This window comes from Streptomyces hawaiiensis (assembly GCF_004803895.1).
Lineage (GTDB): Bacteria > Actinomycetota > Actinomycetes > Streptomycetales > Streptomycetaceae > Streptomyces > Streptomyces hawaiiensis.
The window spans coordinates 8,084,545-8,102,650 of the sequence record NZ_CP021978.1 but is presented as its reverse complement, the minus strand read 5'-3'; the positions used below and the strand labels follow the sequence as shown (position 1 = coordinate 8,102,650).

Here is an 18,106-nt window from a genome sequence, read left to right as displayed (position 1 = left end):
ATTACGTGCGGCAGACCACAGACTAGGCTGGGACGCCGGGCAACGGCCCCGCGGAGCGAACGGAGGAACCCTGGTGGCGCGCTACGCCAAGGAGCACAAGCAGGTGACGCGGCAACGGATCATCGAGCGGGCCGGCCGGCGGTTCAAGCAGGACGGGCTGGACGGCTCCGGCATCTCCACGCTGATGTCGGACGCCGGGCTCACCAACGGCGCCTTCTACGCCCACTTCACCTCCAAGGACGACCTCGTCTCGCACGTCGTCGCACAGGAACTGCGCACCCAGGTCGAGCGGTACGGCACGCTGCGACCAGGCCGCGAGGGACTCGAGGACTTCGTCCGCGAGTACCTGTCGCCCGCACACCGGGACAACCCCGGCCTCGGATGCCCCTCCGCCGCCCTGCTCGACGAGGTCGGCCGCTGCGAGGACGCGACGAAGCAGGCCTACACCGACGGCGCGCGGGCCATTCTGAACGAGATCGCCGTCCGCCTGACCCCTGAGGATCCGCAGTCCGCACGCGGTGAGGCCCTCGGGCTCTACACCCTGTTGGTGGGGACGATGCAGCTGTCTCGCGCCCTCTCGGATCCGAAGTTCTCCGATGAGGTCCTCGAGCGGGGCATCGAGAACGCCCTCACGTTCCTGCACTGAGGGGCGGCTAACGCGCGTCCGGGTGACTGCCCGGCCGGGTTGCGGCACACCGGCACAGGTGCATAGCATTACGAACGTAATTTAATGCGCGCCGGTGAGGGCATCCAGGCCCCCCACCCACTGTCCGGGCCAAGCGCCCCACCTCTGACGAACACCTGTTGCGCAAAAAATTGCGCATACCGCCGCTAATCGGTGCCCACTTCTCCGAGAAGTCCGGGATGAACGGCACCCCCGTCCGCTTGCGGACGAGATAGGGAGACGACGATGAGGGCCTTCCTGGTCGAGCGCTACGGCCGCGAGGCCCGCCTCCGGGCCGGTGAGGTGCCGGACCCGGAAGTAGGCGCGAACGACGTGCTGATCCGGGTCCGGGCCGCGAGCATCAACCCGCTCGACCGCATGATCCGGGACGGGGAGATGAAGACGATCCTGCCCTACAAGGTCCCGTTCATCCTGGGCAACGACCTGGCCGGGGTGGTGATCGCGGTGGGCAGGGCCGTTACGCGGTTCGCGGTGGGCGATGAGGTCTACGCCCGGCCGGACAAGGACCGTATCGGCACGTTCGCCGAACTCATCGCGGTGCACCAGGACGACGTGGCGATCAAGCCGTCCACGCTGACCATGGAGGAAGCCGCGTCGCTCCCCCTGGTCGCCCTGACTTCTTGGCAGGTACTGGTCGAGCGGGCCCACCTTCAGCCCGGCCAGAAGGTCCTCATCCACGCGGGCTCCGGCGGCCTGGGCACCATCGCCATCCAGCTGGCGAAGCACCTGGGGGCGCACGTGGCGACGACCACGAGCACGGCCAACGTCGACCTGGTGAAGAGCCTGGGCGCGGACGTCGTCGTCGACTACAGGAAGCAGGCGTTCGAGACAGTCCTGCACGACTACGACCTCGTCCTGGACTCGCTCGGCGGCGAGACGCTCAGCAAGTCCCTGGACGTGCTCAAGCCCGGCGGAGAAGTCATCAGTGTCGCGGGTCCCCCGGACGCCGCTTTCGGCAGGGAACTGGGAGCGAATCCGGTCGTCCGGCTGGTGATGAGCGCGCTGAGCTTCCGGATCCGACGACGCGCCCGACGCCGCCGGGTGACGTACTCATTCCTGTTCATGAAGGCCGGCGGGGACCAGCTGCGCGAACTCACACCGCTCGTCGACGCCGGCACGATCCGCCCCGTCGTCGACACCGTCTTCCCTTTCGATGCGACCCGAGAAGCGCTGGAGTACGTCGAGGCAGGGCGCGCGAAGGCCGGCAAGGTCGTCGTCCGGATGACGTGAGGGACCCACTGCCGGAAGGACTTGGACATGAGCGCTCCACGCAATTCCCCGTCCTCCTCGCGATCGCCGTACAAGAACGCGCCGACCCGGTCCGTGTCCGTCGATGGCGCGGACTTCGTCTATCGGGAGCTCGGCCCCGAGGAGGGGGTGCCGCTGATCCTCCTGATTCACCTGGCCGAGAACCTGGACAACTGGGATCCGCGCGTCGTAGACGGACTCGCCGCACGACGCCGGGTGATCACCTTCGACAACCGCGGGGTGGGCCGGTCGGACGGCACCACGCCGGACACGATCGAGGCCACGGCTCACGACGCCGTGCGGTTCATCCGCGCCCTTGGCTGCCACCGGGTCGACTTGCTCGGCCTGTCCATGGGCGGCTTCATCGCACAGGTCGTCGCAGCAGAGGAGCCGCGCCTTGTCCGCAAGGTCATCCTCGCGGGGACGGGCCCCGCCGGCGGCCACGGCATCGACAGGGTCCCGGCTCTCACCGTCCGGGCCACGGTCAAAGGCACCCTGACCCGCAAGGACCCGAAACTCTCCCTCTTCTTCACCGAGACCGCGGGCGGACGGCCGGCAGGGCGCGCCTTTCTGCGACGGCTGAAGGAGCGCACGGACCACCGAGACAAAGACATCTCGCTGCCGTCGTTCCGCGCCCAGCTGAAAGCCATCAACGGGTGGGGCCGCCAGGCATCCTCAAACCTGTCCGGAATTCGCCAACCCGTCCTCGCGGCAAACGGTGAGAGCGACCGGATGGTGCCCAGCCAGAACACACTCGACCTGGCCGCACGCCTGCCCCAGAGCGAACTGGTCCCCCTCTACCCCGATGCGGGGCACGGAGGGATCCTCCAGTACCACGATGGGTTCGTGACCACGGCGCTTGAATTCCTCGAGTCCTGAGCGTGCGGCGCGGACTACCTGGCGTGCCTCGCCCGCTCCACCACCGACGACGCGACGCTCAAGATGCCGTTGGAGCGGACCTCACGGTCGCCGAGCCCGGTATCGGATGGTGGAGACCATCCTCTTCCCGGACCCTCTGAGTCCGGAAGCCGGGCTCAGCCGCCGCGCCGGACCCGGGCCGCCTTGCGGGCCTCGGCGAGCTTGCGGGCCTCGCTGCTCTTGCGGGACGGCCTGCCACCGGAGCCGCTCGTCGCTTCCTTGGCACTGCCCAGGCCGCGGAACGGGGCGTTGTGGTTCTTGGGGCGCGATACGGCCGACCCGCCGTCGAGAGGCTTGCCGGAGGGTGCCTTGGCGCCGGTGATCCGGCTCAGCTCCGCCTCGCCGGAGCGCACTTTGGTGACCTTGGGAGCGACGTCGGCGTCCGCCATGACCTGGCTCGTCTCGCGGCGCTGTCCCGACAGGACGAGGGTCACGACGGTGCCGGAGCGGCCGGCCCGAGCCGTGCGGCCCGCGCGGTGCAGATAGTCCTTCGGGTCGGTGGCCGGGTCGACGTTAACCACGAGGTCGAGGTCGTCGATGTGCAGGCCGCGTGCGGCGACGTTCGTCGCCACCAGCGAGGTGACCTGCCCGTTTCGGAACTGGGCCAGGGTCCGGGTGCGCTGCGGCTGGGACTTCCCACTGTGCAGGGCGGCGGCGGCCACACCGCTGGCCCGCAGATGCCGCGTGAGCTGGTCGACGCCGTGCTTGGTGTCCAGGAACAGCAGGACGCGGCCGTCCCGGGCGGCGATCTCCGTGGTCACGGCGTACCGGTCCGGACCGTGGACGACGAAGACGTGGTGCTCGATCGCGGGGACCGCGCTGGACGAGGGGTCCACGGAGTGGACGGCGGGGTCGCGGAGGTAGCGCTGCACCAGCTGGTCGACGTCGCGGTCGAGGGTGGCGGAGAACAGCATCCGCTGCCCGTCGGAACGCACCTGGTCCAAGATCTCGGTGACCTGCGGCAGGAACCCCATGTCACACATCTGGTCGGCCTCGTCCAGGACCACGATGCGCACCCGCCCCAGTCGGCAGCCCTTGCGCTCGACGAGGTCGTGGAGCCGGCCGGGCGTGGCGACGACGATCTCGGCGCCCTCCCGCAGTACGGAGGTCTGCCGTCCGATGGACACTCCGCCCACCACGGTCGCGAGCCGCAGCCGCAGCGCCTCGGCGTACGGCGTGAGCGCCGCACCGACCTGCTGCGCCAGCTCCCTGGTGGGCACCAGAACGAGCGCCAGCGGCTCTTTGGGCTGCGCGCGCTGCCCGGCCGTCCGGGCGAGCATCCCCAGGCCGAAGGCGAGCGTCTTGCCGGATCCCGTGCGGCCCCGGCCCAGGACGTCCCGTCCCACGAGCGCGTGCGGCAGCGCCGCCGCCTGGATGGGAAAGGGCACGGTCACACCGTGCTCGTCGAGTGTCCGCAAAACCTCGGCCGGCAACCCCAGCCGCGCGAAGGACGCCACCGTGGGCGGCTCCGAAGCGGCGCCCGACGCCTCGGGCACACAGTCCTGCCGCAGGGCATCGCCACGTACTGATTGGCTCACAGAAAGCCTTCCTCCGAAGGAACCGTACCGAGGAAGGCGCGGCGGGGACGCGGTCACCGGTCAGGGACTCCGAACGGAGCACCGACACAGCGACACAGCAAACAGCCAACGCTAGCACGGGGCATGCCGAATGCCCGATTTCACTCATTCCTGCAGGTCAGCGCACCCGTCCTCGCGGCTTCAGCGGCACCGGCGACAGCTCGGGAGCAGGCAGCGCAGCGCCGTCGTACCCCTTCACCTCCCCGAACCGTGTCCCCTCCATCCAGTCCCGCCGGGCCTGCTCGATCTCCCCCTGCGACCGTCCGATCCAGTTCCAGAACATAGCGAGTCCTGCGCGTCTTGGCGCAGGTCAGCGATGTTCCGGCCCTCTGGCGGTCAGCAAACCGTCAGCATCGCGGTCGTGGAGGTCAGCAACCGTGGGTTCCGCTTCGTTGGTTCGTGGGATGGGGTTGTTGGTGAAGGAGTGTGGAGCAGCGCCAGAAGGTCGTGGACTACCTCAGCCGGCAGCGCTGGATCGACGCCGAGAGCGGCATCTTCGCGCGCGGGTCCCAAGAGGTCCCCTTCGACGAGAACGGCAACGTCGCCCCCTCGAACCGCATCCTGCCCAAGACCCTCTCCGCGGACGCCGATCCGATCACGGCGATCTTCTTCGACTACCACCGCACCGAGCGCGGCTACCACCCGCGCGATCTTTCTCCGATGGGCGAGTGATCGTTCCTCAGCTGCACTCGGAGCACGCTGCCCCTACCAGACTTCCCGTTCTACCCGCTCAGGATCTCCGTCAGCGCCTCGACCACGGTGTCGACATGCGGGGCCTTGAGCACCGTGTAGTGGTCGCCCGGCACGGAGACCCTCTCGAAGCGGCCCTTGCACAGGGCGCGCCAGGCATCGACAGCGTCGGTACCCGCGCCGGACTTCGCCTGCAGGAAGTGGACGGGGCCAGGGAAAGCGGTCGGCCGGTAGCCGTACAGCGCCCGGGCGTTGCGGGCAAAGCGGTCGTAGATCTCCCGGAAGTCGAACAGGCCCAGGTCGCCGGGGAGTATCCCCTGCGTACCGAGGGAGGTGAAGAGGTCGGCCGGCGAGGCGATGGCGGCCTCAGGCTGCCAGGGGCGGGCCGTGAGGCCCGCCAGGTCCCGGCCCAGCCAGGTGAGCAGCTCACTCTCGGTGAGCGCTGCGCGCTGCAGCCCCGTCGGCGTCTCGATGATGTCGACGGCCGCCACCCAGTCGACCGTGCGGCCGAGTGCGGTCAGTTCGCGGGCCGTCTCGATGGCCAGGAGTCCGCCCATCGACCAGCCGCCGAGCCGGAACCGCTCCCCGGGCACGCCCCGCGTGATGGCCTTGGCGTAGGCGGCGGCCATCTCCTCCAGGCCGGCTCCGGACGCGGCGTCGTCCTGGGCGCTGTACGCCTGCACGGCGTAGAACGGCTGGCCGTCCCCGAGCTTGCGGGCAAGCTCCGAGTAGCACAGGACGTCGCCGCCGATGGGGTGGATGAAGACCAGCGGAACGGCCGTGCCCTCGGTGCGCACGGGCACCAGGGGCGAGCGCGGCGCGGATCCGTGCGCCCGGGTCAGCTCCCGCGCCAGGTCCCGGATGGTCGGCGCCGCGAAGAGGGCCGACACGGGCAGCTCGGCCCCCGTCTCCTGCCGAAGGACCGACATCAGGCGCACGGCCTGCAGCGAATCGCCTCCCAGCTCGAAGAAGTTGTCCAGAACGGACAGCGCGGGCGTGTCGAAGAACGTGCTCCAGACGGAGAGCAGCAGCTCTTCCTCGGAGGTGACCGGCAGCGTGATCGCCTCGGCCTCGGCCTCCTCGTCCTGCAGCCGGGCGAGAGCCCCCCGGTCCACCTTGCCGTTGCTTGTGAGCGGGAAGGAGTCCCGGACGGTGACCACTGCGGGGACCATGTACCGGGGCAGGACCTCGGCGGCCATCCGCTTGATGTCGGCCCCGGAGTGCCCGGCATCCGGGTCGAGCAGGACGTGTGCGCTCAGCCTCGTCCGGCCCCGCGTGCCCTGCGCGGCGACGACGGCCCCCGCGACGCCGGGGCAGGTCAGCAGCGCGGCCTCCACATCGCCCAGTTCGATGCGGTAGCCACCCACCTTGACCTGCATGTCCTCGCGGCCGAGAAACTCGATCTCGCCACTGGGCAGCAGCCGGCCCCAGTCACCCGTGCGGTACACGCGCTCGCCGGTCGACGGGGAGACGACGAAGCTCTTCGCGGTGAGCTCCGGGGCGCCCAGATACCCACGGGCGAGCCCCGCGCCGGCGATGCAGATCTCCCCCGGCACCCACTGCGGGCGCGGCCGCAGCAGCTGGTCGACGACATAGACCCGCTGGTTGCACATCGACGTGCCGTAGGGCACCGAGCTCAGGGACGCGTCGGAGGAGGTGATGCGATGCCAGATCGACCAGATGGACGCCTCGGTCGCGCCCCCGAGACTCCACTGGGCGGCGTCCGGGAAGTACCGCCAGATCTCACCGGGCAGCGCCACCGGAATCCAGTCGCCGCTCATCAGGACGGCGCGCAGCGGCGGCAGGCCAGCCCTGGAGCCTTCCCGCTCGGACGCCAGGTGCTCGCACAGCATCGCCATCAGGGCGGGCACGCTGTTCCACACCGTGACGCGCGCATCGGCCATCACGGCCAGCCAGTTGCCTGGCTCCCGTTGGTCGGCGGGCGCGGGCAGCACGACCGCGCCGCCGACCGACAGCGGGCCGAACATGTCGTACACGGACAGGTCGAAGTTGAGCGCCGACAAGGCCAAGACCCGGTCCTCGGGGATGAGCGACAGCTCATCGTTCACGTCGAGGACGGTGTTGACGGCCGGTCCGTGCTCGATCATCACGCCCTTGGGCACACCCGTGGAACCGGACGTGTAGATCACGTACGCGAGGTCTTCGGGCCCGACCGCGACGTCCGGGGCCTCGCAGTGCGGGGCGTCCGACGGTGGCACGTCGACGTCCAGGACCTCGACGCCCTCGGGCCATTCGATGGTGCCGCGCAGCCGCGGCTGCGTCAGGACGGTGCCGATGCCCGCCGCTTCGAGCACGCCCGCGACGCGCTTGGCGGGCCAGCCGGGGTCGACCGGCACATAGGCGGCCCCACTGCGCAGCACGCCCAGGCAGCCGGCGACCTGCTCCCAGCCCTTCTCCATCAGGACGCCGACGACCGCGCCCGGGCCCGTGCCGCCGTCCGCGAGACGGCGGGCGAGGCGGGCGGACTCGGCGGCCAGCTCGGCGTAGCTGAGCGACCGGTCATGGGCGACGACGGCGACGGCGTCCGGGGTGCGGGCCGCCTGGGCGACGAACCGATGATGCAGGAGGAAGTCAGCAGGGAAGGCGGGGCGTCGATCGTGCGGAGGCGCCGACGGGGTGGCGCCGAGCACGGGATCGTGCCGCCAAGCGGGCTCGGTCCAGGCCGAGTTGGCGACATCAACGACAGAGTTCACGAATAAGCCTTTCGTACGCCGCGAACATCGCGTCCACGACACCCGCGGGGAACACGTCTTCCACCACGTCCCAGTTGAGGATCAGGCCGCCGTTCTCCTCGAATGCCGTGTGATCCAGGATCACTTGAGGCGTGCGCACCCCGCTCCACACCGGGGTGCCGCGCACGCCCATACGGCACAGCTGACCCACCGGCCCGGCCTGCGCCCCGGCCTTGGTGGGAGCGCCGCCGATCGTGCTGTTGAACACCACCGGCATACGGGCCCGGCCCGCGCCCGCGTCCAGGCGGCCGAGGTCGCGCAGCACGTCGAGACCGGTGTACGCGGTGTGCTCCATGTCGCACAGCAGCTGCCGCTGGATCTGCCGGGCCACGTCACGGAACGGCGCGGCCTGGTCCACGTGGACTTCGAGCAGGCTGGTCGCGGAGAAATTCCCCACCACCTTCGCCATGTCCAGGTCCGGGACGGCGTTGCGGTGCGAGACCAGGCAGTTGACCGTGAAGTCCGCGGTCTTGGACCATGCGGCGAGCACCTGGCAGTACGCGGCGAGCACGGCGCCCGACGCGGTCAGGCCGGCGGCGGCCGAGTTGCGCTTGAACTGCTCCCACTCCGGTGTCTCGATCCGCATGAACCGGTTGGTGAACACCGGCTCGGACACGTCGGCGAGGCGTACTGCGAGCGGCAGTTCAGGCGCGGGCGGCAGGCTCTCCAGACGCTCGCGCCAGTAGGTCCTGCTGGGCTCGGTCTCCTCGGACGCGGCCTGCTCGCGCAGCCGCACGACGTACTCCTCGTACGAGGCGCCCGGCTCCGGCAGTTCCCTGTCCGGCGCCTCGTACAGCTCGGCCCACTCCTCGAACAGAAGGGCGCTGCTGCCGCCATCGGAGATCAGGACGTCGATCCCGACGTGCAGCCGGGTCACCGCATCATCGATGCGGGTGGCGCGCACGACGAACAGCGGCCAGCACGAGACGCCGAAGGTCTGCGCTTTGAGCTCGTCGTGGATCTCGGCGAGCCGCTGCCGCCGTTCGGCTTCCGCCAGCCGGGTCAGGTCCTCGACGGGGATCGACAGGCGCGGGACGGAGCCGAGGACGCGCTGCGTGCCGGCCTCCGGGTCGAAGACAGCGCGCAGCATCGCGTGCCGCCGCACGAGCCGGTTCAGGGCCCGCTCGGCTGCCCGCACGTCGAAGCGGACCAGGTCGACCTCCACGTACAGGTACGTGGATACGTTGCCCAGCTCGAAGTCACCCGCGCGGCCCGCCAGATACGCCTCCTGCAGCTTGGTCAGCGGGAAGGGGGCGGAGTCGGAGAGCGGCGGCTCGGATTCGGTCGCCGCGGCGGGGCCGGGTGCCGCGCCGCTGTCATCTCCATGGCCCGGTACGGCGCCCTGCGGGGCGATGCCGTCGGCGTGCCGAGGCGCTGCGCTGCCGCGGGGCTCGGCCCGGCCTGGGGCGGCCTCCGCGTCGTCGTCCGGGGAGTCCGTGCCGCCGCCGAGCCGCTCCACGACGTGGGCTGCCAGGGCCTCCGGCGTGGGGTGGTCGAACACCACGGTCGCGCCCAGGCGGGTGTCGAGCCTGCGCCCGAGGCGGACGCGGAGCTCCATCGAAGTGAGCGAGTCGAAGCCCATCTCGTAGAACGACTTCTGCGCGTCCACCCGCCGCGGCTCCAGGCCGAGCAGCCCGGCGACGCACTCCTTGACCAGGGTCAGGGCGCCCATCACACGCTGGTCGTGCGAGGCGTCGGGGGACTGCAGGAGCGCGAGCACGTCCGCCGCCTCATCCAGGCGGTTGTCGGCGACCTCCTGGGCCGACTGTGCCGTTGCCGTTGCCGTTGCCGGGGACGCGGAAGGCCGGTGCGCGGGTGCCGGAGCAGCGGCCCGCGGCGTGCTTCCGCCACTCTTGGTGAGCGTCTGCGCCAGCTCGGCCAGCAGGAACGGGCCTTCCACGGTGCCGTTCCTGCTGGCGTCCGCCACCGCGAGACGCGCGGCGACCAGCGCGACCGTACCGTCGGCGAGCGCCCCGTCGAAGAGGGCGAGTCCCTCCGCCACGTCGAAGGGCGCGACGCCGTTGCGCCGCAGGCGCAGCAGATCGCCCTCGCCGAGGTGGCCGGTCATGCCCGTCGCCTCGCCCCACAGACCCCAGGCGACGGAGTTCGCCGGCCGGCCCTGGGCGCGACGCCACTGCGCGAACTGGTCCAGGAACGTGTTGGCGCCGGCATAGTTGGCCTGGGCGGGTCCGCCGAGGACGCCGTACAGGGACGAGAAGAGCGTGAAGAAGCGCAGTTCGTCCTCGCGGGTCGCGGCGTCGAGGTGCAGGGCGGAGTCGACCTTGCTCCTGAGGACCTTGTGCAGCTGGTCGGGTGTCATGTTCGAGACGATCGCGTCGTCGAGGACGCCCGCCGCGTGCACGACGCCGGCCAAGGGGCGCTCGGCGCGCAGCCGTGCCAGTGCCGTGCGGACGCTCTCCGCGTCCGACACGTCGGCGCGGACCACCCGCACGGTGGCGCCGAGAGCTTCCAGCTCGGCGGTGAGCTCGCCCATTCCCGGGGCGTCCGGGCCGCTGCGGCTGAGCAGCGCGAGGGAGCGCACGTTCCACCGGGTCACCAGGTGCCGCGCCACCGCGCGGCCGATGGTGCCGGTGCCGCCGGTGATCACGACCGTGCCGCCGCCGATGTCGGGGGACGCTTCGGCGAGGGTGGCGACCGGCCACAGGTAGGGCCGCAGAACCCGGTCCCCGCGCACGGCCAGTTGCGGCTCGGTGCGCGCGAGCGCCGCCGCTGCGGCCTCCGGCTCGTCGAGCGCGGCCGCGTCGAGGTCCAGGACGCGGAACTGCCCGGGGTGCTCGGTCTGCGCGGAGCGGACCACACCCCACACGGCGCTGGAGCCGAGCGGATGCGCGTCGTCGCCGGGCACGGCGATCGAGCCCTCGGTGACGAAGGTCATCAGGACCCGCTCGGCGAGGTCCTCGGTGTGCAGCCAGCGCTGGATCGCCGCTAGGGCCCAGGCCGCGGAGCCGTGTACCTGCTCCTCGTGGCCGTCCTCGGGGCCGACGGCCGGAGCGGGCAGAACGACCTGCCATGGCCCGGGCAGGCCCCTGAGCACGATGGCGGCCTCGTCGAGGGTGGCCATGGTGATGCCGCCGCGCGCGGTGTCCCGCAGCACCGAGGCGAGCCGTCCGTCACCGCCCACCACGCACAGGCGGCGCTCGTCGCCGGGGTCACCGGCCACCTCGGTCCACTCTGTGGCGTAGAGCGCGGCTGCGTCCAGGTCGGGCCGGGCACCGGGCAGGGCGAGGCCGCGGACCACCATGCGGTCGACGCTCAGCAGGACCCGGCCCTCGTCGTCGGCGAGGGTCAGCGTGATCGCGTCGGGCGCCACCCGGCGCGCCAGGGCCCAGCACTCGCCGGCCCCGTGACTGTCGTAGGCGCGCACGCCGTTGAACAGGAAGGGCACGGCGATGTTCCCGGCCCGGGACTCGCCCAGGAGCCCGCAGGCCACAGCGGCGTGCAGGGCGGCGTCGACCAGTGCCGGGTGCGCGGCGAAGCCTCGGTGGTTGACGCGCGCGCTGTCCGGCAGGACCACCCGTGACCGGACCCAGTCGCCCTGGTGTGCGCCCTCGCGCACGCCTTGGAAGGCGTCTCCGTAGCCGTAGCCCATGCCGCGCAGCAGCGGGTACAGGCCCGCGGCGTCCAGAGGCGCGGCACCCGCAGGGGCCGTCAGGTCCACGCTGGCCGCGGGCTCCGGCGTGCCCGGCCGCGTCAGCAGGCCGTCCGCGTGGTGCCGCCACGCGGCCTCGCCCGCCGGGCGTGAGAAGACCGCCGCCGACCGCACGCCCTGTGTGTCGGGCTGCCGCACGGAGATCTGCACGTCGACGGGGGCGCCGTCCATCGGCAGCGGCAGCGGGTCCCTCAGCAGGAGTTCGTCGAGTGCCTCGCAGCCCAGTTCGCCGCCCGCGGAGATCATCAACTCCGCGAAGGCCGTGCCGGGCAGCAGGGCGGTGTCCTCGACGGCGTGGTCCATCAGCCACGGGTGGCTGCGGATGGAGAGCCGCCCGCTCAGCACGACCGAGCCGTCGGCAGTCTCGATCACGGAGTCGATGAAGGGATGCCCGCCGTCCATGAGGCGCGCGGTGGACCTGGCCGCAGCTGTCCGCGGCGACGCCACGGCGGTCACGTCAGGCCGTGCCGGCAGCCAGAACCTGCGACCTTCGAAGGGGTACGTGGGCAGCTCCGCGCCCGCCCGCCGCTGCGGCCAGTGCGCACCGTGCAGCATGCGCCAGTCGATGGCGTGCCCCTGAACGTACGCCTCCGCGGCGGCCGTCAGGAAGCGTTCGTACCCGCCCTGGTCGCGCCTGAGAGTTGCACACACCGGGGCATCGCTGCCGACGTGCTCAAGGATGCGCTGGAGTGGGCCGAGCAGCACAGGGTGCGGGCTGAGCTCGACGAAGGCGTCGTAGCCGTGTGACACCATCTCCTCGATGGTCTCGGCGAACCGGACCTGCTCGCGCAGGTTCCGGTACCAGTACGCGGCCGTCAGGTCCTGGCTGTGAATCTGCCGTCCCTCGACCGTCGAGAACATCGGCATGTCGGACACGGCCGTGTGGAGGCCGTCGAGGCCGCCCAGGACGACGTCCTCCAGCTCGGCCATGACGGGCGAGTGCGAGGCGCACTTGGCGGGTACGCGGCGGGCGTAGGTGCCGCGGTCCTCGCACAGGTCGAGCAGGGCCTGGATGCCGGGCTCGTCGTCACCGGACAAGATGACGAACCCGGGCCCGTTGGTGGCCGCCACGACCAGCTGTGCATCCACCTCGCCCGCGAGGGACAGGGCCTCCTGCGGGCCGACGGCCACGGCCACCATGCCGCCGCGCCCACGCTCCTCCAGGATGCGGCTGCGGCAGGTCACCACGCGGGCGGCCGCGTCGAGGCTGAGGGCGCCGGACAGGCAGGCGGCCGCGACCTCGCCCTGGGAGTGGCCGACGACCGCGGCCGGTTCGACTCCGACGGACCGCCACAGGGCCGCGAGGCCCAGCATCATGGTGAAGATCAGCGGCTGTACGACGTCGGTGCGGTCCCGGTCGGTCTCCTGGTCCGCACCGGACAGGACGTCCATCAGGTCGAAGTCGAGGTACGGCTTGAACGCGCCCGCGCACTCCTCGACCCGCAGCCGGAACACGTCGGACTCGCGCAGCAGCCGCACGGCCATCTCGTCCCACTGCGAGCCCTGGCCGGGGAAGACGAACACCGGGCGGCGGATCCGTCGCGCCTCACCGTGCACGACCGACGGCTCTTCCGTCCCGGCCGCGAACGCCCGTAGAGCGTCGGCGAGTTCGGCGCGCCCCGTGCCGATCGCGACCGCGCGGTGGTCGAAGTCCTCGCGCTGGGTCGCGCACGCCTGGGCGAAGGCCGCCACCGGTGCATCGCCGCAAGCGAGCTCGTCGGCCAGTGCCGCGGCGTAAGCGCGCACCGCGGACGGCGTCTTGGCCGCGAGCTTCAGCGTGTGCGGGGCCGCGGTGTCCTCTGCGGGCTGCGTCGTCTGCTCGGCCTGGGTCTCCTCGGCCTCTTCCCAGCTCTCCAGGATGACGTGCGAGTTGGTGCCGCTGACGCCGAAGGAGGAGACCGCGCAGCGGCGTACGCCGTCGTACGGGGCGGGCCATGGCCTGCTCTCCCGCAGCACGCCCACCGACGACGACCAGTCCACGTGCGCGTTGAGTTCCTCCACGTGCAGCGTCTTCGGCATGGTGCGGGCGCGCATCGCCATCAGGCACTTGATGACGCCGCCCACACCGGCGGCGGCCATGGAGTGGCCGATGTTCGACTTGAACGAGCCGATCCAGACCGGCTCCTCGCCCCGCCCCTGGCCGTAGGTCGCCTGGATGGCGTTGGCTTCGATGGGGTCGCCGAGCTTGGTGGCGGTGCCGTGCGCCTCCACGAGCTGGATGTCCTGCGGGGCGAGCCGCGCGTCCGCGAGGGCCCGCTGGATCACCTTGACCTGGGCCTTGCCGCTGGGCGCGGTCAGGCCGTTGCTCGCCCCGTCCTGGTTGACCGCGGTGCCCTTGATGACGCCGAGGACGCGGCGGCCCAGGCGCTTCGCTTTGGACAGGGGCTCCAGTACGAGGACGCCGGCGCCCTCTGCCCACACCGTGCCGTTGGCGGTGTCCGAGAACGTGCGGCAGCGGCCGTCCGGCGACAGGGCGCCCTTCTTCGCGTAGTCCACGAACATGCCCGGGCCCGCCAAGACCGTGCACCCGCCCGCGAGCGCCAGGTCCGTCTCGCCGCTGCGCAGCGAGCGGACCGCGGTGTGGATCGCGGTGCCCGACGACGAGCAGGCGGTGTCGATGGTCAGTGCCGGGCCCTCCAGGCCGAGGAGGTACGAGATACGGCCCGAGGCCACGCTCGGTGACGTGCCGGTGCCCATGAAACCGGCGGTCTCGTCCTGCCACTTCCACAGCGGCATCCCGTACTCGTTCGGCATGACGCCCACGAAGACCCCGGTCTGTGAGCCCTTGAGGCTGGACGGGAGGATCCCGGCGCGTTCGATCGCCTCCCACGCGGTTTGCAGCAGCACGCGCTGCTGCGGGTCCATCGCTATCGCCTCGGCGGGTCTGATGCCGAAGAATGCCGCGTCGAAGGTGTCCGCGTCGTGCAGGAAGCCTCCCTGCCGCACGAAGCTCGGGTCGTACAGGTCCTCGGTGTGCCAGTCGCGGTTGCCGGGGAAGTCGCCCACGGCGTCCTTGCCGCCGCCGACCAGGTCCCACAGGAGGTCGGGGGTGTTCACCCCGCCGGGATAGCGACAGGCCATCCCGATGACCGCGATGTCCTCCTGCTGCGTTGCTTGCTCAGCCACGCGTGGCCTCCAACTCGGCGTCCATATGCGCCGTCAGTTCGTTGATCGTGGGGTGATCGAACAGGGCCGTCTCGGGGATCGCGAGGCTGGTCGCGGTGACGATCCGGTCCTGGAACTCGATGAGCGACATGGAGTCGATGCCCATGTCCCTGAAGGTGTCGTCGGGGTCGATCCGCAGCTGCGGCTCCCCGGGCTCGCCCATGACGGTGAGGAGCTCACGTTCGAGGAGCGAGCGGATCAGCCACCGGCGGTCCGCTCCGGTGGCCGCGCGCGCCCACTGCTCGGCGAACGGCGGCTTGCAGTCGGCCTCTTGAGCAGTGGCCCGTCGGGCTGCGGCGGGCGGTTCCGGCGGCGGGGCGGCGGCCGCGCGGTGCACGGGGCCGGTGAAGGTCTCCCGCTCGAAGCGGTACGTGGGCAGGCCCGGCACCTTGCGCAGCCCCTGCCCCAACCGCTCCCTGACGTCGGCGATGCCGCCCGCGTAGGCAAACGTTCCTGCAAGCCCGACCAGTGCGGTGCGGGCGGGTGCCGCGTCCTGGAGCCAGCTTGCGGGTGCGGCCAGGTCATGACCGGCCACGACCTTCGTCAGGCCCTCGCGTATCTCCGCCCAGTCGCCGCCGACGACCGCCGCCCGGTGCTCCTGCTGTTCCCGGTGGCTCAGCGTCCACGCGACGTCGGCGACGGAGTACCGGTCCTCGGGGAACCGGTGGTGGAACAGGGCGCCGGCCAGTGCGCGGACCGCTTCGCGGGAGCGGCCGGACAGACACCACACGGTGTCGGCGGCCGCGGAGTGCGCCCGGTGGTCCTCGGCGGGCGAAGCCCCCAGCACCACATGGACGTTGGTGCCGCCCATCCCGAACGAGCTGACCCCGATGACTTCGCCGCGAGCACACGGCTGCTCCACGGGCCGCACCACAACCTGGATGTTCAGCTTGTCCAAGGGAAGATCCGCGGGGCTGCGCCGGTAGTTGAGGCTCGGCGGCAACTGCTCGTGGCGCAGGGCGAGACACGCCTTGATGAACCCGGCGATGCCCGCCGCGGACTCCAGGTGCCCGATGTTCGTCTTGACGGACCCGACCCGCACCGGATCGCCCTGCGGGCGCTTGGCGCCGATGGCCTCGCCGATGGCGCGGGCCTCCACCGGGTCGCCCACCGGAGTGCCGGTGCCGTGCAGTTCGACGTAGGTCACGTCCGCGGCCGTCACGCCGGCGGCTCGGTGGGCAGCCTCGATCACCGCCTGCTGCGCGTCCTGCGACGGCACACCGAGACCGGCACGGCCGCCGTCGTTGTTGACGGCACTGCCGCGGATCACGCAGTAGACGTGGTCACCGTCCCGCATCGCCGCGTCCAGCGGCTTGAGGACGACGCAGCCGCCGCCCTCCGCACGAACGTAGCCGCCCGCGCCCTCGTCGAAGGTGCGGCAGCGGCCGTCGGCGGACAGGCCGCCCCACAGCTGGATCTGGTCGGTGACGTCCGGCAGCAGGTTGAGGTTGACGCCCGCGACGAGTGCGGCCTCGCACTCACCGAGCCGCAGGGACGAAACCGCCCGGTGCAGCGCGGCCAGAGACGATGACTGACCGGTGTCGAGCACCTCGCTCGGACCGCACAGGCCGAACTGGTGCGAGACGCGGCCCGCCAGCAGCGCCCGGCTGGTGCCCATGTGCCCGAACCGGTCCAGCTGCCCGGACGCGAAATACCGCATCCGGAAGTCGTCGGCGCACGCCCCCACGTAGACGCCCCACTGCCGGCCGCGCACCTGCGCGGTCTCGATCGCGGCGTCCTCCAGGCACTCCCAGGCAAGCTCCAGGAGCAGCCGCTGCTGGGGATCCATGTGCTCGGCCTCGCGCCACCTGATGCCGAACAGGCCGGCATCGAACTCGTCGGTCCCGGCGATGAATCCGCCGCGCCGCACGGGGGTTCCCACCGTGCCCGACGCTGCCGCGACCCGGGCTTCCCAGCGGCCCTCGGGCACCTCCCCGACGCTGTCCGTCCCGGACATGAGGTTCTGCCAGAACTCCGCCGGGTGCGCGGCGCCGGGGAACCGGCAGGACAGCCCGACGACGGCGATGGGGGCTGTCGTGCCGGGTCCCCGCACGTCTGCCGTCAACACGCCGCCTCCAAGTGCGCGGGAAGCGGACCCGGACCGACCAGCAGGTTCTTCAGACCGCGGAACGTCGGGCTCGCCTTCCACCGCATGTCCTCGGCCGGGGTGAGCACGGCGAGCTCGGGGCAGCGCCGAATGAGTGTGTCGAAGGCGACTTCGGCCTCAAGGCGGGCGAGGTGCTTGCCGATGCAATTGTGGATGCCACCACCGAACGCCAGGTGTTCACGGCGGGGTACGTCGATGGCAAAGTCATCCGGGTCGGAGAAGCGCGCCTCGTCCCGGTTGGCCGCGGCGAAGGCCAGGAAGACGATGGAGCCGGCCGGTATCTCCACGCCGCCCACCACCGCGGTCTCGGTGACGTAGCGGTACAGCGAGAGGTTGAACGGCGACTGATGCCGCAGCATCTCCTCGACCGCGCCCGGGACCAGCGAGCGGTCCGCCCACAGCCGCTTCTTCTGCTCCGGGTCTGCCTCCAGGGTCAGCAGACCGGTGACGATCAGGTTCGCCGTCGTCTCGTACCCGGCCGCGAGCAGCGCGTAGGCCTGTGCCACGGCCTGGGGCTCGTCGAGTGAGCGCGCGAGCAGCGACAGGACGTCCTCGGCGTCCCACGCCCGCTTCTGCCGGATCAGGCCGGACAGATAGGCGACCATCTGGCCGGCGTCGTGCCGCAGCACCTCCGGCTCCGCCTCACCCGTGATCGTCTGCACCCAGTCGTGGAACGTGCGGCGGTCGTCCTGCGGCACCCCGAGGGTGTCGCAGATCACGGATATGGAGTACGGGAACGCGAAGTCCTGGACCAGGTCGAAGGCGGCGTTGCCCGCCACGGCGTCCAGGGCGCTTGCGGCCAGTTCCTCCATGACCTGACGTTTCGGCGCGACCGCCCGGGAGGTGAACGCCCCGTTGAGCGGCTTGCGCAGCGCCGTGTGCGTGGGCGGGTCGTTGTTGGCCATGTTGTCGTAGAGCAGCGAACTGCGGGCCTGCGCCTGTCCCCCGCCGGGGGTGTTCGCCGCGAAGAGGGGCATGGCCTCGTCGATGCTCTTGCGAAACCGGGGGTCGCGCAGAACGAATTCGACGTCCTCGTACGAGGTGACGAGCCATGCTTTCAGGTTCGGCGGAATGTAGGCCATCCCTGTTTCGAGGGTGACTTCAGTGGGCTTGTCGCCATCCTTCTTGATGGCCCGGTAAACCGGCTGCGGGTCCCGGTAGAAGTCATATCCGAGAGTAAGCGGACACACCGGCTCGCCCTCACCTTTCTGACCTGTCATTTGAGTCTTTCACGTGGAGGCATGCGAAATTGGGCATGCGGATCGGGCATGCGAAATAGGTGTGTTGCTCCGT

The 18,106-nt window shown here is 71.1% G+C and carries 9 protein-coding genes and 1 pseudogene; 4 read left to right on the top strand and 6 right to left on the bottom strand.

Translation table 11 applies throughout. The features are described from left to right. Positions 1 to 73 precede the first annotated feature (73 nt). From CEB94_RS36775 to CEB94_RS36765, 3 genes are all read left to right on the top strand, one after another. A complete protein-coding gene (locus CEB94_RS36775) occupies positions 74 to 646 on the top strand; it encodes a TetR/AcrR family transcriptional regulator (protein ID WP_175436265.1) in 573 nt (190 codons plus the stop codon). Between the two features lie 264 nt (positions 647 to 910). Next, positions 911 to 1,915 (top strand): NADP-dependent oxidoreductase, encoded by a 1,005-nt coding sequence (locus CEB94_RS36770; RefSeq protein WP_175436264.1) that lies wholly within the window; start codon positions 911 to 913, stop codon positions 1,913 to 1,915. Positions 1,916 to 1,942: 27 nt separating this feature from the next. Continuing rightward, positions 1,943 to 2,812, top strand: a complete 870-nt coding sequence (locus tag CEB94_RS36765) for an alpha/beta fold hydrolase (RefSeq protein WP_175437321.1) — start codon at positions 1,943 to 1,945, stop codon at positions 2,810 to 2,812. Positions 2,813 to 2,967: 155 nt separating this feature from the next. Here the strand turns inward: CEB94_RS36765 and CEB94_RS36760 are convergent, their stop codons facing one another. Then, on the bottom strand, positions 2,968 to 4,347 hold the full coding sequence (locus tag CEB94_RS36760) for a DEAD/DEAH box helicase (protein ID WP_246112219.1): 1,380 nt from the start codon (positions 4,345 to 4,347) through the stop codon (positions 2,968 to 2,970). Between the two features lie 199 nt (positions 4,348 to 4,546). Then, positions 4,547 to 4,717, bottom strand: a pseudogene (locus CEB94_RS36755) (pirin family protein); the annotation flags it as partial. Between the two features lie 137 nt (positions 4,718 to 4,854). Here CEB94_RS36755 and CEB94_RS36750 point away from each other — a divergent pair. After that, entirely contained in the window at positions 4,855 to 5,100 is a 246-nt protein-coding gene (locus tag CEB94_RS36750; protein WP_175436261.1) for a hypothetical protein, read from the top strand. A 50-nt stretch (positions 5,101 to 5,150) separates the two neighbouring features. Here CEB94_RS36750 and CEB94_RS36745 read toward each other — a convergent pair whose 3' ends face one another. The 4 genes from CEB94_RS36745 to CEB94_RS36730 are packed head-to-tail and all read right to left on the bottom strand — an operon-like array spanning position 5,151 to position 17,895. After that, positions 5,151 to 7,832 carry an amino acid adenylation domain-containing protein gene (locus CEB94_RS36745; protein WP_246112031.1) on the bottom strand — a complete coding sequence of 894 codons (2,682 nt, stop codon included), beginning with the start codon at positions 7,830 to 7,832 and terminating at the stop codon, positions 5,151 to 5,153. After that, a complete protein-coding gene (locus tag CEB94_RS36740; protein WP_218945956.1) occupies positions 7,816 to 14,667 on the bottom strand; it encodes a type I polyketide synthase in 6,852 nt (2,283 codons plus the stop codon). Before CEB94_RS36740 ends, CEB94_RS36745 begins: the two co-directional genes overlap by 17 nt. Continuing rightward, positions 14,660 to 16,774 carry a beta-ketoacyl synthase N-terminal-like domain-containing protein gene (locus tag CEB94_RS36735; RefSeq protein ID WP_246112030.1) on the bottom strand — a complete coding sequence of 705 codons (2,115 nt, stop codon included), beginning with the start codon at positions 16,772 to 16,774 and terminating at the stop codon, positions 14,660 to 14,662. The genes CEB94_RS36740 and CEB94_RS36735 overlap by 8 nt, the downstream gene beginning before the upstream one ends. Beyond that, entirely contained in the window at positions 16,768 to 17,895 is a 1,128-nt protein-coding gene (locus tag CEB94_RS36730; protein ID WP_246112029.1) for a cytochrome P450, read from the bottom strand. The genes CEB94_RS36735 and CEB94_RS36730 overlap by 7 nt, the downstream gene beginning before the upstream one ends. Positions 17,896 to 18,106: the final 211 nt, after the last annotated feature.

What these genes read in the sequence shown, in the direction of transcription:
- CEB94_RS36770 (WP_175436264.1), top strand. Translation starts at nt 911, where the DNA reads ATGAGGGCCTTCCTGGTCGAGCGCTACGGCCGCGAGGCCCGCCTCCGG.
- CEB94_RS36765 (WP_175437321.1), top strand. Translation starts at nt 1,943, where the DNA reads ATGAGCGCTCCACGCAATTCCCCGTCCTCCTCGCGATCGCCGTACAAG.
- CEB94_RS36730 (WP_246112029.1), bottom strand. Translation starts at nt 17,895, where the DNA reads ATGGCCTACATTCCGCCGAACCTGAAAGCATGGCTCGTCACCTCGTAC.